Annotated in this window: 18 protein-coding genes; 3 read left to right on the top strand and 15 right to left on the bottom strand. The window is 70.5% G+C overall.

The features are described 5' to 3' along the window. Positions 1–99: 99 nt before the first annotated feature. The 5 genes from QK444_RS18305 to QK444_RS18285 all read right to left on the bottom strand — a co-directional run bounded on the left by QK444_RS18305 (position 100) and on the right by QK444_RS18285 (position 3,318). Positions 100–969, bottom strand: a complete 870-nt coding sequence (locus QK444_RS18305) for a protelomerase family protein (protein WP_282781903.1) — start codon at positions 967–969, stop codon at positions 100–102. Between the two features lie 308 nt (positions 970–1,277). Continuing rightward, complete coding sequence (locus tag QK444_RS18300; RefSeq protein WP_282781901.1) at positions 1,278–2,072, bottom strand: nuclease-related domain-containing protein; 795 nt, start codon at positions 2,070–2,072, stop codon at positions 1,278–1,280. Between the two features lie 3 nt (positions 2,073–2,075). Next, the gene (locus QK444_RS18295; protein WP_282781899.1) at positions 2,076–2,303 is read right to left on the bottom strand and encodes a hypothetical protein; all 228 of its coding nucleotides are present in this window, start codon (positions 2,301–2,303) and stop codon (positions 2,076–2,078) included. Beyond that, positions 2,300–2,944, bottom strand: a complete 645-nt coding sequence (locus QK444_RS18290; RefSeq protein ID WP_282781897.1) for a hypothetical protein — start codon at positions 2,942–2,944, stop codon at positions 2,300–2,302. The genes QK444_RS18295 and QK444_RS18290 overlap by 4 nt, the downstream gene beginning before the upstream one ends. A 35-nt stretch (positions 2,945–2,979) precedes the next feature. After that, the gene (locus tag QK444_RS18285; RefSeq protein WP_282781896.1) at positions 2,980–3,318 is read right to left on the bottom strand and encodes a hypothetical protein; all 339 of its coding nucleotides are present in this window, start codon (positions 3,316–3,318) and stop codon (positions 2,980–2,982) included. A 159-nt stretch (positions 3,319–3,477) separates the two neighbouring features. On the opposite strand from QK444_RS18285, the gene QK444_RS18280 reads away from it, so the two are divergent. Genes QK444_RS18280 through QK444_RS18270 form a run of 3 tightly spaced genes read left to right on the top strand, consistent with a single transcriptional unit; the run spans position 3,478 to position 6,243 of the window. Continuing rightward, positions 3,478–4,221, top strand: coding sequence for an AAA family ATPase (locus tag QK444_RS18280; protein ID WP_282781894.1), 744 nt, complete (start codon positions 3,478–3,480; stop codon positions 4,219–4,221). Continuing rightward, positions 4,218–4,511 (top strand): hypothetical protein, encoded by a 294-nt coding sequence (locus QK444_RS18275; protein ID WP_282781892.1) that lies wholly within the window; start codon positions 4,218–4,220, stop codon positions 4,509–4,511. Before QK444_RS18280 ends, QK444_RS18275 begins: the two co-directional genes overlap by 4 nt. A 19-nt stretch (positions 4,512–4,530) precedes the next feature. Beyond that, positions 4,531–6,243: a hypothetical protein gene (locus QK444_RS18270; protein WP_282781890.1), complete on the top strand. Its 1,713-nt coding sequence runs from the start codon at positions 4,531–4,533 to the stop codon at positions 6,241–6,243. Between the two features lie 222 nt (positions 6,244–6,465). Here the strand turns inward: QK444_RS18270 and QK444_RS18265 are convergent, their stop codons facing one another. The 10 genes from QK444_RS18265 to QK444_RS18220 form a co-directional block, all read right to left on the bottom strand. After that, complete coding sequence (locus QK444_RS18265; RefSeq protein WP_282781889.1) at positions 6,466–6,777, bottom strand: type II toxin-antitoxin system PemK/MazF family toxin; 312 nt, start codon at positions 6,775–6,777, stop codon at positions 6,466–6,468. Beyond that, on the bottom strand, positions 6,774–7,046 hold the full coding sequence (locus QK444_RS18260; RefSeq protein WP_282781887.1) for a hypothetical protein: 273 nt from the start codon (positions 7,044–7,046) through the stop codon (positions 6,774–6,776). Before QK444_RS18260 ends, QK444_RS18265 begins: the two co-directional genes overlap by 4 nt. 311 nt (positions 7,047–7,357) lie before the next feature. Then, positions 7,358–7,564 (bottom strand): hypothetical protein, encoded by a 207-nt coding sequence (locus QK444_RS18255; protein ID WP_282781885.1) that lies wholly within the window; start codon positions 7,562–7,564, stop codon positions 7,358–7,360. 31 nt (positions 7,565–7,595) lie between these two features. Beyond that, the gene (locus QK444_RS18250; RefSeq protein WP_282781883.1) at positions 7,596–7,898 is read right to left on the bottom strand and encodes a hypothetical protein; all 303 of its coding nucleotides are present in this window, start codon (positions 7,896–7,898) and stop codon (positions 7,596–7,598) included. A gap of 227 nt (positions 7,899–8,125) precedes the next feature. Beyond that, the gene (locus QK444_RS18245) at positions 8,126–8,674 is read right to left on the bottom strand and encodes a hypothetical protein (RefSeq protein ID WP_282781881.1); all 549 of its coding nucleotides are present in this window, start codon (positions 8,672–8,674) and stop codon (positions 8,126–8,128) included. Positions 8,675–8,883: 209 nt separating this feature from the next. Next, entirely contained in the window at positions 8,884–10,296 is a 1,413-nt protein-coding gene (locus QK444_RS18240) for a hypothetical protein (protein ID WP_282781879.1), read from the bottom strand. A gap of 38 nt (positions 10,297–10,334) precedes the next feature. Then, a complete protein-coding gene (locus QK444_RS18235) occupies positions 10,335–11,615 on the bottom strand; it encodes a hypothetical protein (RefSeq protein WP_282781878.1) in 1,281 nt (426 codons plus the stop codon). A gap of 1 nt (position 11,616) precedes the next feature. Beyond that, positions 11,617–12,000: a hypothetical protein gene (locus tag QK444_RS18230; RefSeq protein ID WP_282781877.1), complete on the bottom strand. Its 384-nt coding sequence runs from the start codon at positions 11,998–12,000 to the stop codon at positions 11,617–11,619. A gap of 40 nt (positions 12,001–12,040) precedes the next feature. Next, complete coding sequence (locus QK444_RS18225; RefSeq protein WP_282781875.1) at positions 12,041–13,534, bottom strand: FtsK/SpoIIIE domain-containing protein; 1,494 nt, start codon at positions 13,532–13,534, stop codon at positions 12,041–12,043. A 388-nt stretch (positions 13,535–13,922) separates the two neighbouring features. After that, on the bottom strand, positions 13,923–14,426 hold the full coding sequence (locus tag QK444_RS18220) for a hypothetical protein (protein WP_282781873.1): 504 nt from the start codon (positions 14,424–14,426) through the stop codon (positions 13,923–13,925). Between the last annotated feature and the right edge of the window lie 333 nt (positions 14,427–14,759).

The raw sequence follows: 14,759 nt of genomic DNA, 5'->3' as shown, positions 1-14,759 counted from the left end.
GCAAATTCATTTTCGAATTCAAAATGCAAATTCAAGCCCCACAAATTCGTAATTCCGAATTTGTGGGGCTGAATTCTTATTGATTTGTGGAGGTAATTCCTATTCGGATGTCTCGATATAGAATCCGAGGTAATCGAGGGTGGTGTCCATGAATTTATGCCCGAGGATTTCACATTTGTAAGCGATGTCGAGCACGTTCCTTTCGGCGTATTCATAGTATGCCACAGCGGCGTATGCCTCTCGCAAGTCCGAGGGAATTAGCGGTTTTCCGTCGCAGTCATGGAATGCCTTTTTCGAGGCAAGTCCTATTTCTTTATTGTACTTGGCGGAGAATTGTTTATTGTCGATATTCTGGTCTATTTCTGTGCGCAATTTCTCTATTGCTTCCAAAATGAGGTCACGGTCTCCCAGGATGGGAATTGTGTACGGTGCCGTGGCGCGCTCGGCGTCGCGGGTCTTGGCCTGCCCGCTGAATACTACCTGGTAGCGGTTGTCCGGTACAGGGGCGAATGTGCCCCGTAGGGCCACCTCTACCGGTCGGCGGCCGGTCAGGGCGCACAATGCGGCGATTGCTTTCGGGTTGGACCAGCGGCCCATCATGACCTCACCGAGCAACACCAGGGCGGTGTCAACGTAGACATCGGGGTCCAACGGCCGGACGTCTTGGTGCTTGGCTTTACGCGCCTCGGCCTGGTGCTTGTCGTACTCTTCTTTGCGCGCTGGGGAGTACCGGAGATATTTCGATGCTGGCGAGTATTCGCCGAATTTCTCAGCCAGGGCGTGGCGGTAGGCTGCGATGAGGTTGCGATTTGTCAGGGCCGAATACTTTTGCCCGTCCGGCTTGCGGCGGTTGTGAATCCAGGACAGCTCGGCCAATGCGGTCATGCGCAATTGTTTCGGGTCCATATCCGCCACCCGCGCCACGAATTCGGCTATGCGCTGTTCTTCCAATTTCGACAGCTGGGCCATGGGCTCTCTCCCTTGTTCTCGGCGACTCCCCCAAGTATAGCCTTAAAGGTGGGGATATTGTGGATTGAGCTACAGATTTCTTGCCCAAATTCACAGTAGGTACAGATACCCGTATTCCCGTATGCCCGTGCATAAGGGAATCCGTATGCACGGGGTGTGGTGATGGTGGCGGCGCACCGGTAGAACCCGCCCAGCGGTGTCCCTGCACCGGCCCCGCCGCCCTTTACGGCGACGACTGACCAGTCAGGCCCGCGCTGGCCACTGCCATCCGTCGGGCCATTCGAACGCTGTCCCAGCGTCGTTGTCGGTCACCTGGCGGTGCTTGCCGCTGGCGTGGGCGGCTCGGTCGCATTCGAAGTGTCGCGCGATCCCGTCACGGGTGTAGTCGGCGGGCACGTCCAGCACCGCGCCACACACGGGCTCATCGTGGCGGCGGGTTCGGTGGCGGCCTGGGCGGGGTCGCCGGGGAATCCGGCGGCCACCAGCTCGGCGTGGGTGACGCGCTGATCGGCGGTGCGGGCGGTGTCGGTGAACCCGAGCCCCGCCAGCACCGCCGCTACGCGGTCGGCGGTCCACACCACCTCGCGGCGGCCGACGCGGCGGGTACACCAGGCCCGCAGTCGTGCGCCGTCGCGGTCGGCCACCAGCACATCACGGCCGGTGGGCATGGGGATGGGGCCTTTGTCCAGGGTGAGCGTGGTGCCCTCCCACGGGACAACGAGCACCAGGCCGTTGGTGAAAAGGCTTGCGCCGGTCACGCTTTCGGCGAAGTTCTTGAACCCGAACATGGTCCGCGTCAGTTGCTCCAGGGGGTTTCCGCCCGCCTGGGCGTGTACCGGGTCGCCCACGATGCCGGGCATGGACCAGTCACCTTGGACGGGGCACGACAGCACCCCGCCCACGCGCTCGCGAATGCCCTTGACCTCGCACACCACGGCCAGGTGCGGCAGGATCACCACGACATCGGCCTCAGCGCTGGCGGTGCCCGTGACCGGGACCAGCGCGCCCGAGATCGCGATACCGGGCACATCCCAGGCCCGCAGCGCCGCGAGGACCTGGGCCTCGGTGGCGGGGTGCGGCCGGGCGGCGTTGACTACTCGCACGGCTCACCCCTTGCGTCCGAGGCTGGTCGGGGCCACCGACAGCCGCGCCCCGCCGTCGGGCAAGGGCTCCAGGGTGAGGGGGTAGACCTTGCCCTCGGTGTCGCCCAGGGCCTCGGGGGCCAGGTCACCGGGGGCCAGGTCGATAGAGCCGCCCATCTTCATCAACACGCCGATGAGCAGGGCGTGGGAGAGATCGGGGTCGTAGTCGCTGGCGTGCAGGTATTCGGTCATGGCGTGGTGTCCTCGGTGCGGCGGGCAGTGATGTCGGCGGCGGCCTCCCGCAGGAAGCGGTACAGGCCGTACGCCTGGTCAGTGGTGGCAATGACGGCCTCGGGGGACAGGCGGGCCACCTCGGCGGCGGTGCGGGAATTGGTGCGGGCCAGCCATTCGCGGGCCACGGCCACGGCGGCGGGGTCGGCGGCCAGGGCGGCGGTGATCTCGGCATCCTCGCGGCGGCGCTCGTAGTCCATTTGGGCCACGATCTCGCGCTGGATGTCGGGACCGAGGTCCGCGTCGTCGCGGGCACCCGATATCGCCACGGTGCCGGGGCGGCGGTCGGTGGACCCGAACCCGAGGCGGGCCAGGGCGCGGGCGGCGAAGCGATTGTGCGGGCCGTCGCTGCCGGGGGTGGTCCACACGCGGATCATGTAGGCCCCGCCGGGGGTGGTGCGCATGAGTCCGGCGGGGGTGGCCGCGGGCACCCAGGCCCGGATGGCCTCGGGCAGCGGCTTGTCCTCGCGGTGGCAGAAGTGCACCCCGCCGTCGGGGGTGATCACGACGAAATCGGCGGGCCGCAGCGGGTTCCCGGACCGCAACCGCACGGGCGGGCCGTCGGGGGTGGCCTCGGGGCGGGGCGGGGTCGGGTGGCTCATGGGCGTGAATTCCTCTCGCTGTCTTGGTCTTTGGATCATGCGGCCATGGCGAGCACGGTGCCCACCAAAACGCTGGCGCGGGTCTGGCCGCCATCGGTGGGCGCGTCGCAGAACATCACGCACCCGGCGGTGGTGGTGTCGGTGGGCGCGCTGGTCTGGGCGTAGGTGGTGGTGGGGGCGGGCACGAATTCGAGCGTGACCGTGGTGGGTCCGGCGCTGATCATGCCGACGACGACGGCGGCGGCCAGGGTCAGCAGCCACACCGCCGGGCGGGTGGCGGCGGTGATGGCGGCCGGGTAGCGCCGCCGCGCGGCCGTGGCCAGGGCGCGGCGAATGTGCTGGTAGCGGGTGGTTTCGGTGGCGGTGGTGTCCATGGCGGGTGTCCTCCGGTGGTGCGGTCCGGTCCCACGGTACGCGTACGTCCTTATCTCTGTAAACCCTTATCGCTTTGTACCTTTGAGTCTGTATTTAAGGATATCCGTGGTACGGTATGCCGGTATCACCTCACCGAACCGAGAGAAAGGGCCGGGCCAATGGCGAAGACACCGCCGCCGCGTCGGTCGCTGGTGGCGCGGATGCGCGCCGCCGGGGGCATCGTCGTGGCGTGTGTGAGCACGAAAGGGGGGGTGGGGAAATCGACGCTGGCCTACAACCTGGCCGATGAGTACGCCGACCGGGGGGCCACGGTGTTGCTGATCAACACCGATATTCAGCGCACAGTGGTGGACGCCTACGCCATGCGCGAGACTCCCGCGCGGTTCGAAGTGCTGCACTACCCGCACGAGAGTCTGTGGCGCGACTTCGCGCGACTGCGCGCCGGTCACGATGTTGTGGTGATCGACGGGCAGGGCCGCAACGACGTGATCACTCGGGCCGGGGTGACGGCCGCCGCCCAGGATGAGCACGGGGTGATCCTGATTCCGGTGGTGGCGTCCCCGCCGGATGTGTGGGCCACCAAGCGGGATATGGCCCCGATCATCACCGCCGCCCGTGAGCTGGCGTGGGCGCTGCGGGTGCGCACGGTGCTCATGCGCTACGACGACAAGGAATTGATCACCACCGCCGCGCGTGAGGCCCTGGCCGCCGCCCCGGTGATCGCGCCGCCCACTCAGACCGATATCCCGCGCCGCACGATCTACACCCAGGCCATCTCGGAGGGCCTGAGTGTGCGCGAGTACGACCCGCGCGGCGCGGCGGCCCGCGAAATCGCCGCGTTGGCCACCGAACTGGCCACCTTGGCTCTGACCGACCCCGAACAGAAAGAGACACCGCAGTGAACGCCCGAGGCAGCAAGCCCACGATCAAGAACCCGACCGACGCCCAGGCCGCCGCCGCCGCGGCTGACGCGGCCAAGTTCGTGCAGCCCAAGTCCGGCGTGGTCAAAGCGGGTTATTCGCGGCTGACGGTCGATATTCCGTCGGACCTGAAAGAGGTCCTCGACTTCCTGGCCCAGCGCCAGCGCCGCCAACTGAAATTGACCGTTGCCGACCTGCTCAGCGATCACCCCGACATTGCCCGCGCCCGCGCCCAGCTCGACGCGCTGAAAAAGCTCGAACAAGAGCAGTGACCGATTCCCAGGGGGAACCATGACCGAGAACCCGACCACACCGATAGACCAGTCACCCGCGGATTTGGCCGCGCGCGTGCAGCGCGCGGCGGCCCGCCTGCCCTACCAGTTCGACCCCGCCCTCACCGAGGCCCTTTCCGATGAGGAATTGGCCGATGAGCGGGCGCTGGCCGAAGAACTGCGCGGGCACGATCGGACGTTTCGGCGCACCGAGGCCGCCGCCGTGGTGGCGGCCCGTACCGCCGAACTCGATGCGCGCCTGGCCGCCGCGCGGAAGATGCGCGAGTTGGATGCCGAAATCCAGGATGCCGATATCAGCGACCTACGGGAGGCCCGCCGGGCGCTGGCGGCCCAGCGGCGCGCGATGAGTCCCACCGCGCGCCTGGCCGAACTCGCGCGCACCCGCCGCCGCGCGTCCTGGGCGCTGGCGGGGGTGATGCTGGTGGCCATGGCCATTTCGGCCGTGAACGTGCAACACAACATCGCGCCGGGCACCACCGCGAGCAACATCATGTGGTGGTTCGCCTACTTCGTGGAAGCCCTCATTTCGGTCTGCTTGGTCGTGGTGATGGTGATTCAACCGAAGTTGGAGGAATGGGAGGTCAACGACCAAGGCCGCAAGATCGTGGCGGCGGAGGTGGCGTTGCTGGCGGCCACGGTCGCGCTGAACACCTTCCCGCACCTGGCCCAGCGGGATTGGTGGGCGGTCGGGGTCCACTCGGTCGCGCCGGTCATGATCGCGGTAGCCATGCTGATCCATCATGCGGTGTCGGCCGGTCTGGCCCGCGCCATGGACGCGGCGGCGGCGGCCATTCCCGCCGATGACGCGGCGCTGTCCCCGGCGGCGGTCTATCGCCCCTCCCAGCGGCTAGACATCGAACCCGCATACCCGCACCCCCGCCGGTCCGAACCCGCACCCCCGCAGCGTGAACCCGCGCCCCTGGGCAGCGAACCCGCACCCCCCGCCGACGAACCCGCATGGGCGGGTTCGGTCGAACCCGCATACCCGCACCCCGCCGAACCCGCACCCGCACACCCCGGCGGTGGCGAACCCGCCTACCCACCTATGCGGGTTGGTGAACCCGCAAGGGCGCACGCCGAACCCGCCTATGCGGGTGCGCGGGGCGGGGCCGGGCACCGCGAACCCGAGACCGACCCCGAACCCGCCCCCGCGCGGCCACGGTCGGAAGCGGCCCCAGTGACCAGCGCCTACGCGGCAGGACCGGAGCAGGACACGGACCGGGCGGGTTCGGTCGAACCCGCACCCCCGAGCGTCGAACCCGCACCCCCGGTGATGTCCGAGGCCGTCACGGTGCCCGAGGCCGTGGCCGAACCCGCACCCCCGCAGCGTGAACCCGCACCCGCGCCGGTCGAACCCGCACCCCACGCCGACGAACCCGCATGGGCGGGTTCGCAACCCGCACCCCAACCCGCACCCCCCGCCCCCGAGACCGTGGCCGAACCCGCACCCCCCGAGTCCTCGGGCGCGGCGGTGTCGCAGTCCCATGTGCTCGCGGCCGGTGAGGTGCTGGCGCGGCGGCCCCGGTTGCGGGCCTCGGTCGAGCAGGTGGCCCAGGTGATCGCCGACCACGACGCGGGCGCGAGCGTCACCGCCTCGGTGCGCCACAGCGGCGCGCACCGAGACACCGTGAAGGCCATCCGCGAGACCCTGGCCGACATCCGCACCGAGAGCGGGCGCGTGATCGCGCTGCGCAGCGGCGGCCACCGATAGCACCGATACGCACACCCACCCGATACACGCGACAGCGGCCAGGCCCCGGAGATTTCCGGGGCCTGGCCGCTGTCGTCGTACGGTGCGCGGTAGCGCCGTGGTGGTTTGCGGGGGCGGTGCCGAACTTGCGCCGGCGGCGCCCGCGGGCCCGCGCCGCGGGCACTCATCCGCCCAGGTCAGCGTGTGCGCGCCGTGTGTTCGCGGGGGTGAGCGGGGTGGTTGCTACAGGGCCAGGGCGGCCCGTAGGGCGGCGTCCACTTGGTCCATGAGGTGATCGGGGGCGGTGCCGATCAGGGTGTCGAACCGTTCGGGGTTGGCGTCGCCGATGGCGCGGGCGCGGGCGTATCCGCCCAGCTCTGCCCCGAGATTGATGCTGAGTAGCTTCATGGCGGCGGTGCGCGGCGCGACCGTGGTCACCTCCACCACGATCGGATATCCGGCGTCATTGAGGGCATCGGTGGACACGATCAGCACACGGCGGGTGTGGGAGATGCCCCGGTAGTCCCACACCTGGCCCCGGGCGATATCGGTCACGCGGCGTCACCGTGGCGGCGGGCCTCGGCCTGCTCACGCTCCCAACGCTCTTGGGCCTCGGCCTCACGCTCGGCGTAGAACGCGGCGGTTTCCTCTGGGTGCTCGGTCGCCCATTGGGCCTCGGCCTCGGCGGCCAGGCGCAACAGCTTCTCCGTGACGGCCTTGGCGCACCAGGCCGACACGGTGGTGTCCTCGGCCTCGGCCACCTCACGGGCCACGTCCAGGAAATGCGGGGGGAGCTTGATCGTGAGCGGTTTCAAGGCAGGCATACGCCAGAGTGTACGCCTGGGTGTACCGCCTGGTGCCCGCTCTCGGTCAGTCGGCGGGGCCGCACGAACACGCCACACACAGCGTGCAGCGGCGGCAGCCCCGGCAGTACTCGGGCCAGGGATGGCCGCACGCGGGCAGGACCGCCGGGGCCTGGACGGGAGGCAGCAGCGGCCCGCCAGCGTGCCAGGGGCGCGGGGCGGGCGTGGTCTCGGTCGCCATGGCCCCACACCGTAGACGCGCCCACACCGAGGGACACAGCGAACGGCCCGCAGCGGGTGAGACGCGCTGCGGGCCGTTCGGTGATGAGGGGTCAGTCTTTGGTCAACTCGTCCACGATCCTGGTCAGGGTTTTGCCCTGGCTCTCGTGGTCCGTGGCGGGCTCTTTGAGGCCGTCGCGGATTTCTTCCAGGACCGTCAACAGATCACCCAACAATTCGTTGGTGTGCTTGCTGGCGGCCAGCAATTCGGCCACGTCATCGGTGGTCACTTCGTTCACTACTCGCCGGAACAGTGCCATTGCGGGATATCTCCTTGTCTGCGAGCGCGTCTCAGGCGGTGGCCGGGGCGATGTCGGCGCGGTAGAAGGTCCGGCCCGACGTCGCGGGCCGGGGGGCGGACCACTCGCTCGTGCGCCGGTATCCGGCCTCGGTCAGCCAGGTATCGGCGGTGGCCGTGTCCAAGGTCTCGCTCTCCCCGTCGGCAAAGGTTTCCCAGGTCAGGGGGATGTCCCAGCCGTCTTCGGTGAGGTAGGTGCCCCGGGTGCGAATCTCCAGACCGGTGTGGTTGCGGCCGGGTCCGGCGCACAGGATCGCGCGGAATTCGTGGGGCGGGTCCTGGTGCGCAAAGCTCACGTGACCACTCATGATGTCGCCTCTTCCAATCGGTGTTACGGGGGAAATCCGGCGGGGCGGCCCCACCCGCCGTGTGGCGGGCCGGGCACACGGTCAGGGATCACCTGCCCGTCCGGGTGATGAGCCCGGACCCCTTCGTGCCCCTCCAGGGCTCGAACCTGGGTGCTGCCGGTCAGGGGCGGGTGGTCCCGGGCATGGTGAGAATGCCCGGAACCGTCGTTGTGGGACTATTCCCAGGTGCCCACGGTGGTCACGGTGGCGCGGCGGATCACGCGCACCTGGGGGGACGGGATGCCGCGGTCGCTCAGCTGGTCGGCGATGTCGGCGGCGGCGGCGTCGGCGCGCTCGGCGGTGGGGTAGGCGGTGTAGGCCCATCCGCGCGCCTGGGCGGTCTCGTCGCGGTAGAGCAGGCCCGAGGGCAGCAGCACCGCGTATTCGTAGGTGATGCGGGCCTCGGGGGCGGGGTAGGTGCCCGCCAGGGCGGCCACCGCGCCCGCGCCGGGGACATGCACGGGGGCCGGGGCCGGGGGGGTGTAGTCGGCGGCGCGCATGGCGGTGGGCTGGCCGAGGGTGATGCCGAAGTGGTCGGCCAGTTCGGCGGCGGCGGCGTCGGCGGCGGCCAGGGCCTCGGCCACGGTGGCGAACACGGCCGGGGCGCGGTCGTCGGTCTCGGGGTCGGGCAGGGCCTGGCCGGTGGACAGGACCGCCACGTAGCCCAGGGGGGTCACGGTCTCGGTGTGCTCGCTCATGTCGGTCTGTCCCTTCGTCGTGGTCATGGCACCACCCTAGCAGTACACCCTTACGTACTGCAACCCTTACATCCTTACGTAAGGATGTCGGGTGTCGGTTCCCCGAAAGGCCCCGTCACAGCGCCTATGAGCCTTGTCGGGGCCGTGCCCGCACACGATGTGCGGGGGCGGGGATTTCGGCGCTCTGCGGGCCGTCTGGGGGCCGGTGCGGCGGTCTCGGGCATCGCTCCCCCTGGTCAGCGTTTGGTGATGGCGGTGATGAGGGCGCGCCCGCCCTCGGTGCGGGTGGTGATCACCTGGGCGTAGCGCTGCGGGGCCGGATCGGTGGGGTACTGCTCGTGCAGCTCCACTTGCCAGGTGCGCCCGTCGGCGTCGGCGCGGGTGAGGAATACGCAGTACTTCGTACCGTCGGGCACGGTGTCGATACCGGCCTGGATGGCCGCCGCGTCGGGCACGGTGGCGTCGGGGGCCACGTGCTCACGCGCCCGCGCCCCGGACCGGTCCACGTAGTAGGCCCATTCGAACGCCAGGATCACCCCCGCCGGGGTGGCGGGGTCACCCGGACCCGCGCCGACCACGGTCGTATCCCCGGCGGTGGCGTAACAGTTCGCGGTGGCGTGCGGGTAGTTCTCGGGCACCACGGCGGTGGTGCTGGCCACCGGGGCGGCGGTCGCGGGCACCAGGGCCGGGGCCGTGGTGGTGGGAGACAGCGCGCCGGTCGGGCCGCCCATCTTGAGGTTGACCACCACGATGGTGCCGATCACCACGGCGGCGGCGGCCACGGTGGCCACGGCGGCGGCCACACTGCGCGAGCGGTACACGCTGACCTCGGTGTCGGTGTCCTCGCGCCGCCGCGCCAGGCGGCCGACCACGGGTTTCACGCTGCCGCTGCGGTCCACCAGGCCCCGCCGCGCGGTGGCGCTGTAGCCCTGATCGGCGGTGTCGTCGTCGGCGTCGTAGTCGGGGATATCCCACTCGTCCTCATCGGGGTCGGCGGCGGCGGCGGTGGGGGTGGTGCCCTTGCGCGGCCGTCCGAGCCAGTCGTCCCAGTTGCCCGCCATGGCCACCACTTTCGCCGGTACCGGCGGCGGTGGTGGGGGTTCTCCGAGTTCCACGGTGGTGCGGTCGGCCCCGAGTACCGCGTCGGCGGCCAGCGTCGTGCCGTAGATGGCTTCGGTGTCCTCGGGGTCGACCAGGCGCGGGCCGGGCCGCACCCCGCTCACCTCCGCTTTACCGATCACCGCGTCTGGATCCACCAGGACGCTGGCGGCCGGGCCGCCGTCGTCGTAGTCGTCGGCGGTGTCGCGGTAGACCGGCGCGGGCCGCGCGGTGCCCCACTCGTCCCCGGGATCGGCGACGCTGCCCGCCGGGCCGCCGCCGTCGTCGTCGTGCAGCTCGGGGACGGCGGCGCGGCGCGGCGCGGCGGGGGCCTTGCCGATCACCGCGTCGGGGTCCACCAGGACGCTGGCGGCCGGACCGTCGTCGTAATCGTCGTAATCGTCGTAGTCGTCGGTGTCGTCGGCGGCGGCCGGGGTGGGCTCGGGCTCGGGTGTCGGTGCGGCGCTGGGCATCCCCGCGAACGCGGGCAGGCTCGCGCCGTTGTCGCCCAACAGAAACGGGCTGTCGAACGGGTTGGGCTTGTCGCTCATGGTGTCTGTCCCCCTCGGTGTGCTCAGGTCGTGGCCGCTCAGGCGGTGGCGGTCACTCCGGCCTGCCCGTCGCGGCGGGGCCGGTCCTGCTCGGTGGGTGTGGGTTTGGCAGCGATCGGCGGCGGGACCGCCGCGCCGCCGGTCCCGGTGTCCTCGGTGGGCAGGCCCGCCGACGGGGCCGGGGCCGGGTCGGTACCGCCCCCGAGGTCCGGATACGTCGGGGCCGACGGATACGGGGCCGACGGGGCCGGACTCGCGTCCTCGGGGCCAGCGTCCAGGCCCGGACCGAGGTTGAACCCGATATCGGGAGAGGCACCATCCTCGGGCGCGGGGTCGTCGTTGCCGCCGGGGCCGGTGGGCGCGCCCGCGCCCAGGCCCCCGAACAACCCGCCCCCGCCGTTGCCGTTGCCGTTGTTGGCGTTGGGGTTGATGGCCTGGGTGACGGCGGTGGTACCCACGGTGGCCAGCGCGTCTATGCCGGTGGTGGCCACTTCGGTGCCCTTGTCCATGGCGTGGGTGATCACGCTGGCCACGGTGTCTATCAGGTGCGTTCCGACGCTCACCCCCGCGTCGATGAGCGAGGTACCCAGGGTGACCCCGCCGTTGATCAGCGCCGTCTGTAGCGCGTTCTGGGCGGCCAACACCGGGTCCGTCGTCGTGGCGGTGGGCGGGGTGTAGGTCAGCGTCGGCGTGTTGTAGGTGCCCGCCGGGGTGCTGGCGGGTTTGTCGCCCCACGTGCCGGTGTCGCCGCGGAATCCGCTCGGCACGCTCACACGGGGCGCGGTCTCCTCACCCCCGAGGATGTTCACCTTGCCGGTGTGGGTGTCCATCTCGCCATTGGCGGTCTGCACCACGCTCACCCCGTCGCGGATGTAATCCGCGGCGAGGTCCACCACCGCGTCCAAGTCGGCTTGTGAGCGCGCGGTGTTGACCAGCGGCGTGGCCCGAGACCGGAAATCGGCTATCAGGGTGTCGAGCTTGGCGGCGGCGCTGTCGCGGGTGGCGTAGGCGTCGGCCAGCGTCGCGCCCAGGCCCGCCGTGGTGTCGGCCACGGCCGCCACCTCGTTGCGGGTGCGGGTGATCGCGGGCACCGCCGCCACCGCCGTTTGCGCGGCCTCCAATCCGGTGGCCCCGAGCCGGTGTGGCTCATCCGAGGCGGCGATAGTCGCCGGGATCGCAGCCAGCGCCGCCAGCGTCGGCGCGTCCGGGCGCGCCCCGTCCCCCAGCGCCGCCCGCAACCGCAACAACGGATCAACCAGAGTCGTCACTAAGGCGGGTTCGGGGATGGTGGTATCGGTGTCCGCGCCGGTCGTGGTCACCTCACACCTCCCAGGTGGGGGCCGGGCCGGTCGGGGCGGCGGCGGGGGCCTGGCCCCCGCCCGCTGCGGTGATCGCGGCGGCGCTGTCGGCGTCGGTGCCCGCCAGCACCTCACCCCACACCGTGACGGCCTGGCCGTAGGCATCGGTGAGCACCGCCGCCGTGCCCACCGTGGCCGCCACCCGCCCCCAGGCGGCGGCCCAGGCGGCGGCGAACTCCTTACCGAGCACACCGAGGCCCGACAAGTCGAGACCGGCGGCGGTAGTGGACGTACCCGCCGCGTCGGTGAGCAGGGCGGCGGCCTGGGCGGCGGCGGCGGTATAGGCGGCGCTGGCGGTGTAGTCGAACTGCACCGAACCGCCGGGGGCCTCGGATGGGTTGCTCATGGGTGGATTCCTCCCCGTGTGGTGAGTGGTGAGTGGTGAATCATGCTGTCGCGCCGGGGTTCCCGCTGTCGCGCTGTTTCTTGGCGGCGCGGGCGCGGCTGAGCTCGATGGCCTGGGCCGGGGTGTCGGGAACGCGGGTGCGGCCGATGGTGATACCGGGCACCTCGCGCACGTAGGCGCTGGTCTTCTCGCACACCGCCGCCGCCAGACCCGGAGAGGTCAGCGGCACTTTGAACTGGGTGAAACCACCCGACGCGCCGCCCGCGCCGTCCAGGAGGATCGTGCCCACACCCCGGAACGGATCGCGCAGAATCTTGCGCGGGCTCATCTCCGGGTAGTCGTTGATCGCCTCCCCGAGGGCGGCGGTCTCCTGGGCGCGCGAGCGGACCGGGAACGCGATAGCCGCGGTGGCCACGTCGCGAATGTCGGTGGGCATCGCGTCGTCGGTGCCCTTCTGGGTGGCCAGCACCGTCGCGATACCCGCCGCGCGGCCCATCTTGGTCAGCTTGCGCTGCTGTGCCACGTTGTCGGCCACGATCGCGCCCAACTTCGTGGACGGGCGCTCGGTGGTGGTCAGGTACTCCTGACACTCGTCGAAAGTGGCCAGCAAAAACGGGATGTCCTCGGTGGGGCCGTGCTCCCAGAACTCATCCACCCCCCACCAGTCGAACATGGAGTCAAGGCGGCGGTACATCTCTTCCACCAGGCCGTGCAGCAGCTCGTTCACCTCCCACGGATCACCGCCGACCAGGTGCGCGTACCGAGGCGCGAGCGCGCGGTAGTCGCCGCGGGTGCGGCCCCGCTCCCCGCTGCCCGCCTTGCCGTTGGCCCCGAGGAACTGCACGTGTCGGGACGGTGCGAGTTTGACCACCAGGTTGCGGGTGAACATGGACTTGCCGAACCCCGACGCGCCCATGACCGTGATCGTGGCTTGCTGGGCCAGGGGCAACACGACCGGCTCACCGGACGCGCTCAATCCCAGCTCCACACCCGCCCGCAAGTCCTGAATGCGGTGCGGCACATCCTGTTCCACGGTGATGGTGAGCGGGTTGTGATACACCATGCGCAGCTTGACGAACCCCGGCCCCCACTCGGCCTCGTCATCGAGGGGAGTGCTCCAGACCTGGCGCATCCGCCACTCATCGGCCATGTACTCGGTTGCGTTGGAGAACGCGCGGCGGCCGACGCCGGGCACGGTGCGCACGTACATGGTGACGCCGTAGCGGTCGGCGTCCATGCGCACGATCCGGGGCACCCGGATACGCGGGGTCTGCGCCTTGGGGCGGCCGTTCCACTTGTCGGCCATCGTGGGATTGCGGTCCTCGTGGACCAGGCCCAGACTGTTGGCCACGTTCGGCCAGGTCCGGCGGATACGAGCGGCGCGGCGGATATTCGCCCGGACCGCCGCGTCGTCAGCGAGCCAGTGCGACATACCGACCCCGAACCGGTGAGCCAGGCCGTACCCGGTCGCGGCGGCCAGTGTCGAGCCGCCGCCCATCAGGTAGGGCGTGACCTGGGGAATTGCTTCCAACATGGGTCAACCTCCAGACAGAGCGCGTCATGTGCGCCGCGCGCACACAACTCATTGTGTGCGCTCGCGGCGTTGCGCACAAGCGCGCACACGCCGGAAGGTTGGCCCCGAACTGGCCGATTCCGAGACCGACAGGCCCCGCCATGATCACCACACCCCCGTATTGCCGTCTGATTGACGCTCTGAGCCCCGAAACTACAACGGTGTGAGTACCGGGAACCCGTAACCGGAATTCGGCTCTGAGCGGGCCACGGAGGGGCTACCGGGCCGGTGTGGCCCGCTGTCCTGTGCGTTCGTACCGAGCGGTTCGCACCGACAGCGGCGGTGGTGTCCAGGTCCCCCCGGAATCCTGGCCCCCGATGTCGGTGCGGTGGCACATTCGGTCAGTCGCTCAGGACGCGGCGGTGCGGTGCTGGGCCTTGTGCTGGGTGAACTGCTCCCGCAACGACGGCCGCCCCCGCGTGATCGGCGTCCCCTGCTCCACCACCGAGGCCGGGCGGTCGAACGTCACCACGTCGTCGGTCGGCTCAGAACAAGGCTCAGGCTCAGGAATCGGCTCGGGTGCCGGGGCCGGGGGCAATGGTGCGCCCGCGTCCAGCCAGTCGGCGGCGGCCTGGACGTCGGCCACCGCCCGCAGGAATGCTGCCTCATCCTCGTAATCCTCGCGCCGGAATGGTGCCTCCATCTGCGCGATGTCGTCGGCGTACTCGGTGAACGCGGCTAGCAGGTAGGTCACAGTCTGGGCGGTGCGCGCCCGATCGGTCAGGTAGGCACTCACCCTGTCGGCATCGAATCGCAACAACGCCGCGTCCACGGCCTCGGCCAGGTGGCGGCGCTGGCTCGGCCTGGCCCCGAGCCGTTCCAGGTGCCGCCCAACCGCCGGGGCCTCCAACATCCGTTGCGCCTCGGTGGGGGTGGGATGTCCGTCCGTCCGTCCGTCGGCCTGCTTCGCGCCCGCGCGCGCGTCGGTTGCTTGCTTACGGACGGAACGGACGGACTTCCTATCCGTGGTTGTTCCTATAAGAGATAGTTCGGGCCGCTCCCCCGCGGGGGGGGGGGGGGGGGGGGGGGGGGGGGGGGGGGGGGGGGGGGGGGGGGGGGGGGGGGGGGGGGGGGGGGGGGGGGGGGGGGGGGGGGGGGGGGGGGGGGGGGGGGGGGGGGGGGGGGGGGGGGGGGGGGGGGGGGGGGGGGGGGGGGGGGGGGGGGGGGGGGGGGGGGGCCCCCCCCC

It is taken from the genome of Nocardia sp. CC201C, assembly GCF_030010695.1.
Classification (GTDB): Bacteria; Actinomycetota; Actinomycetes; order Mycobacteriales; family Mycobacteriaceae; genus Nocardia; species Nocardia otitidiscaviarum.
This window is presented reverse-complemented; position numbering and strand designations above follow the sequence as displayed.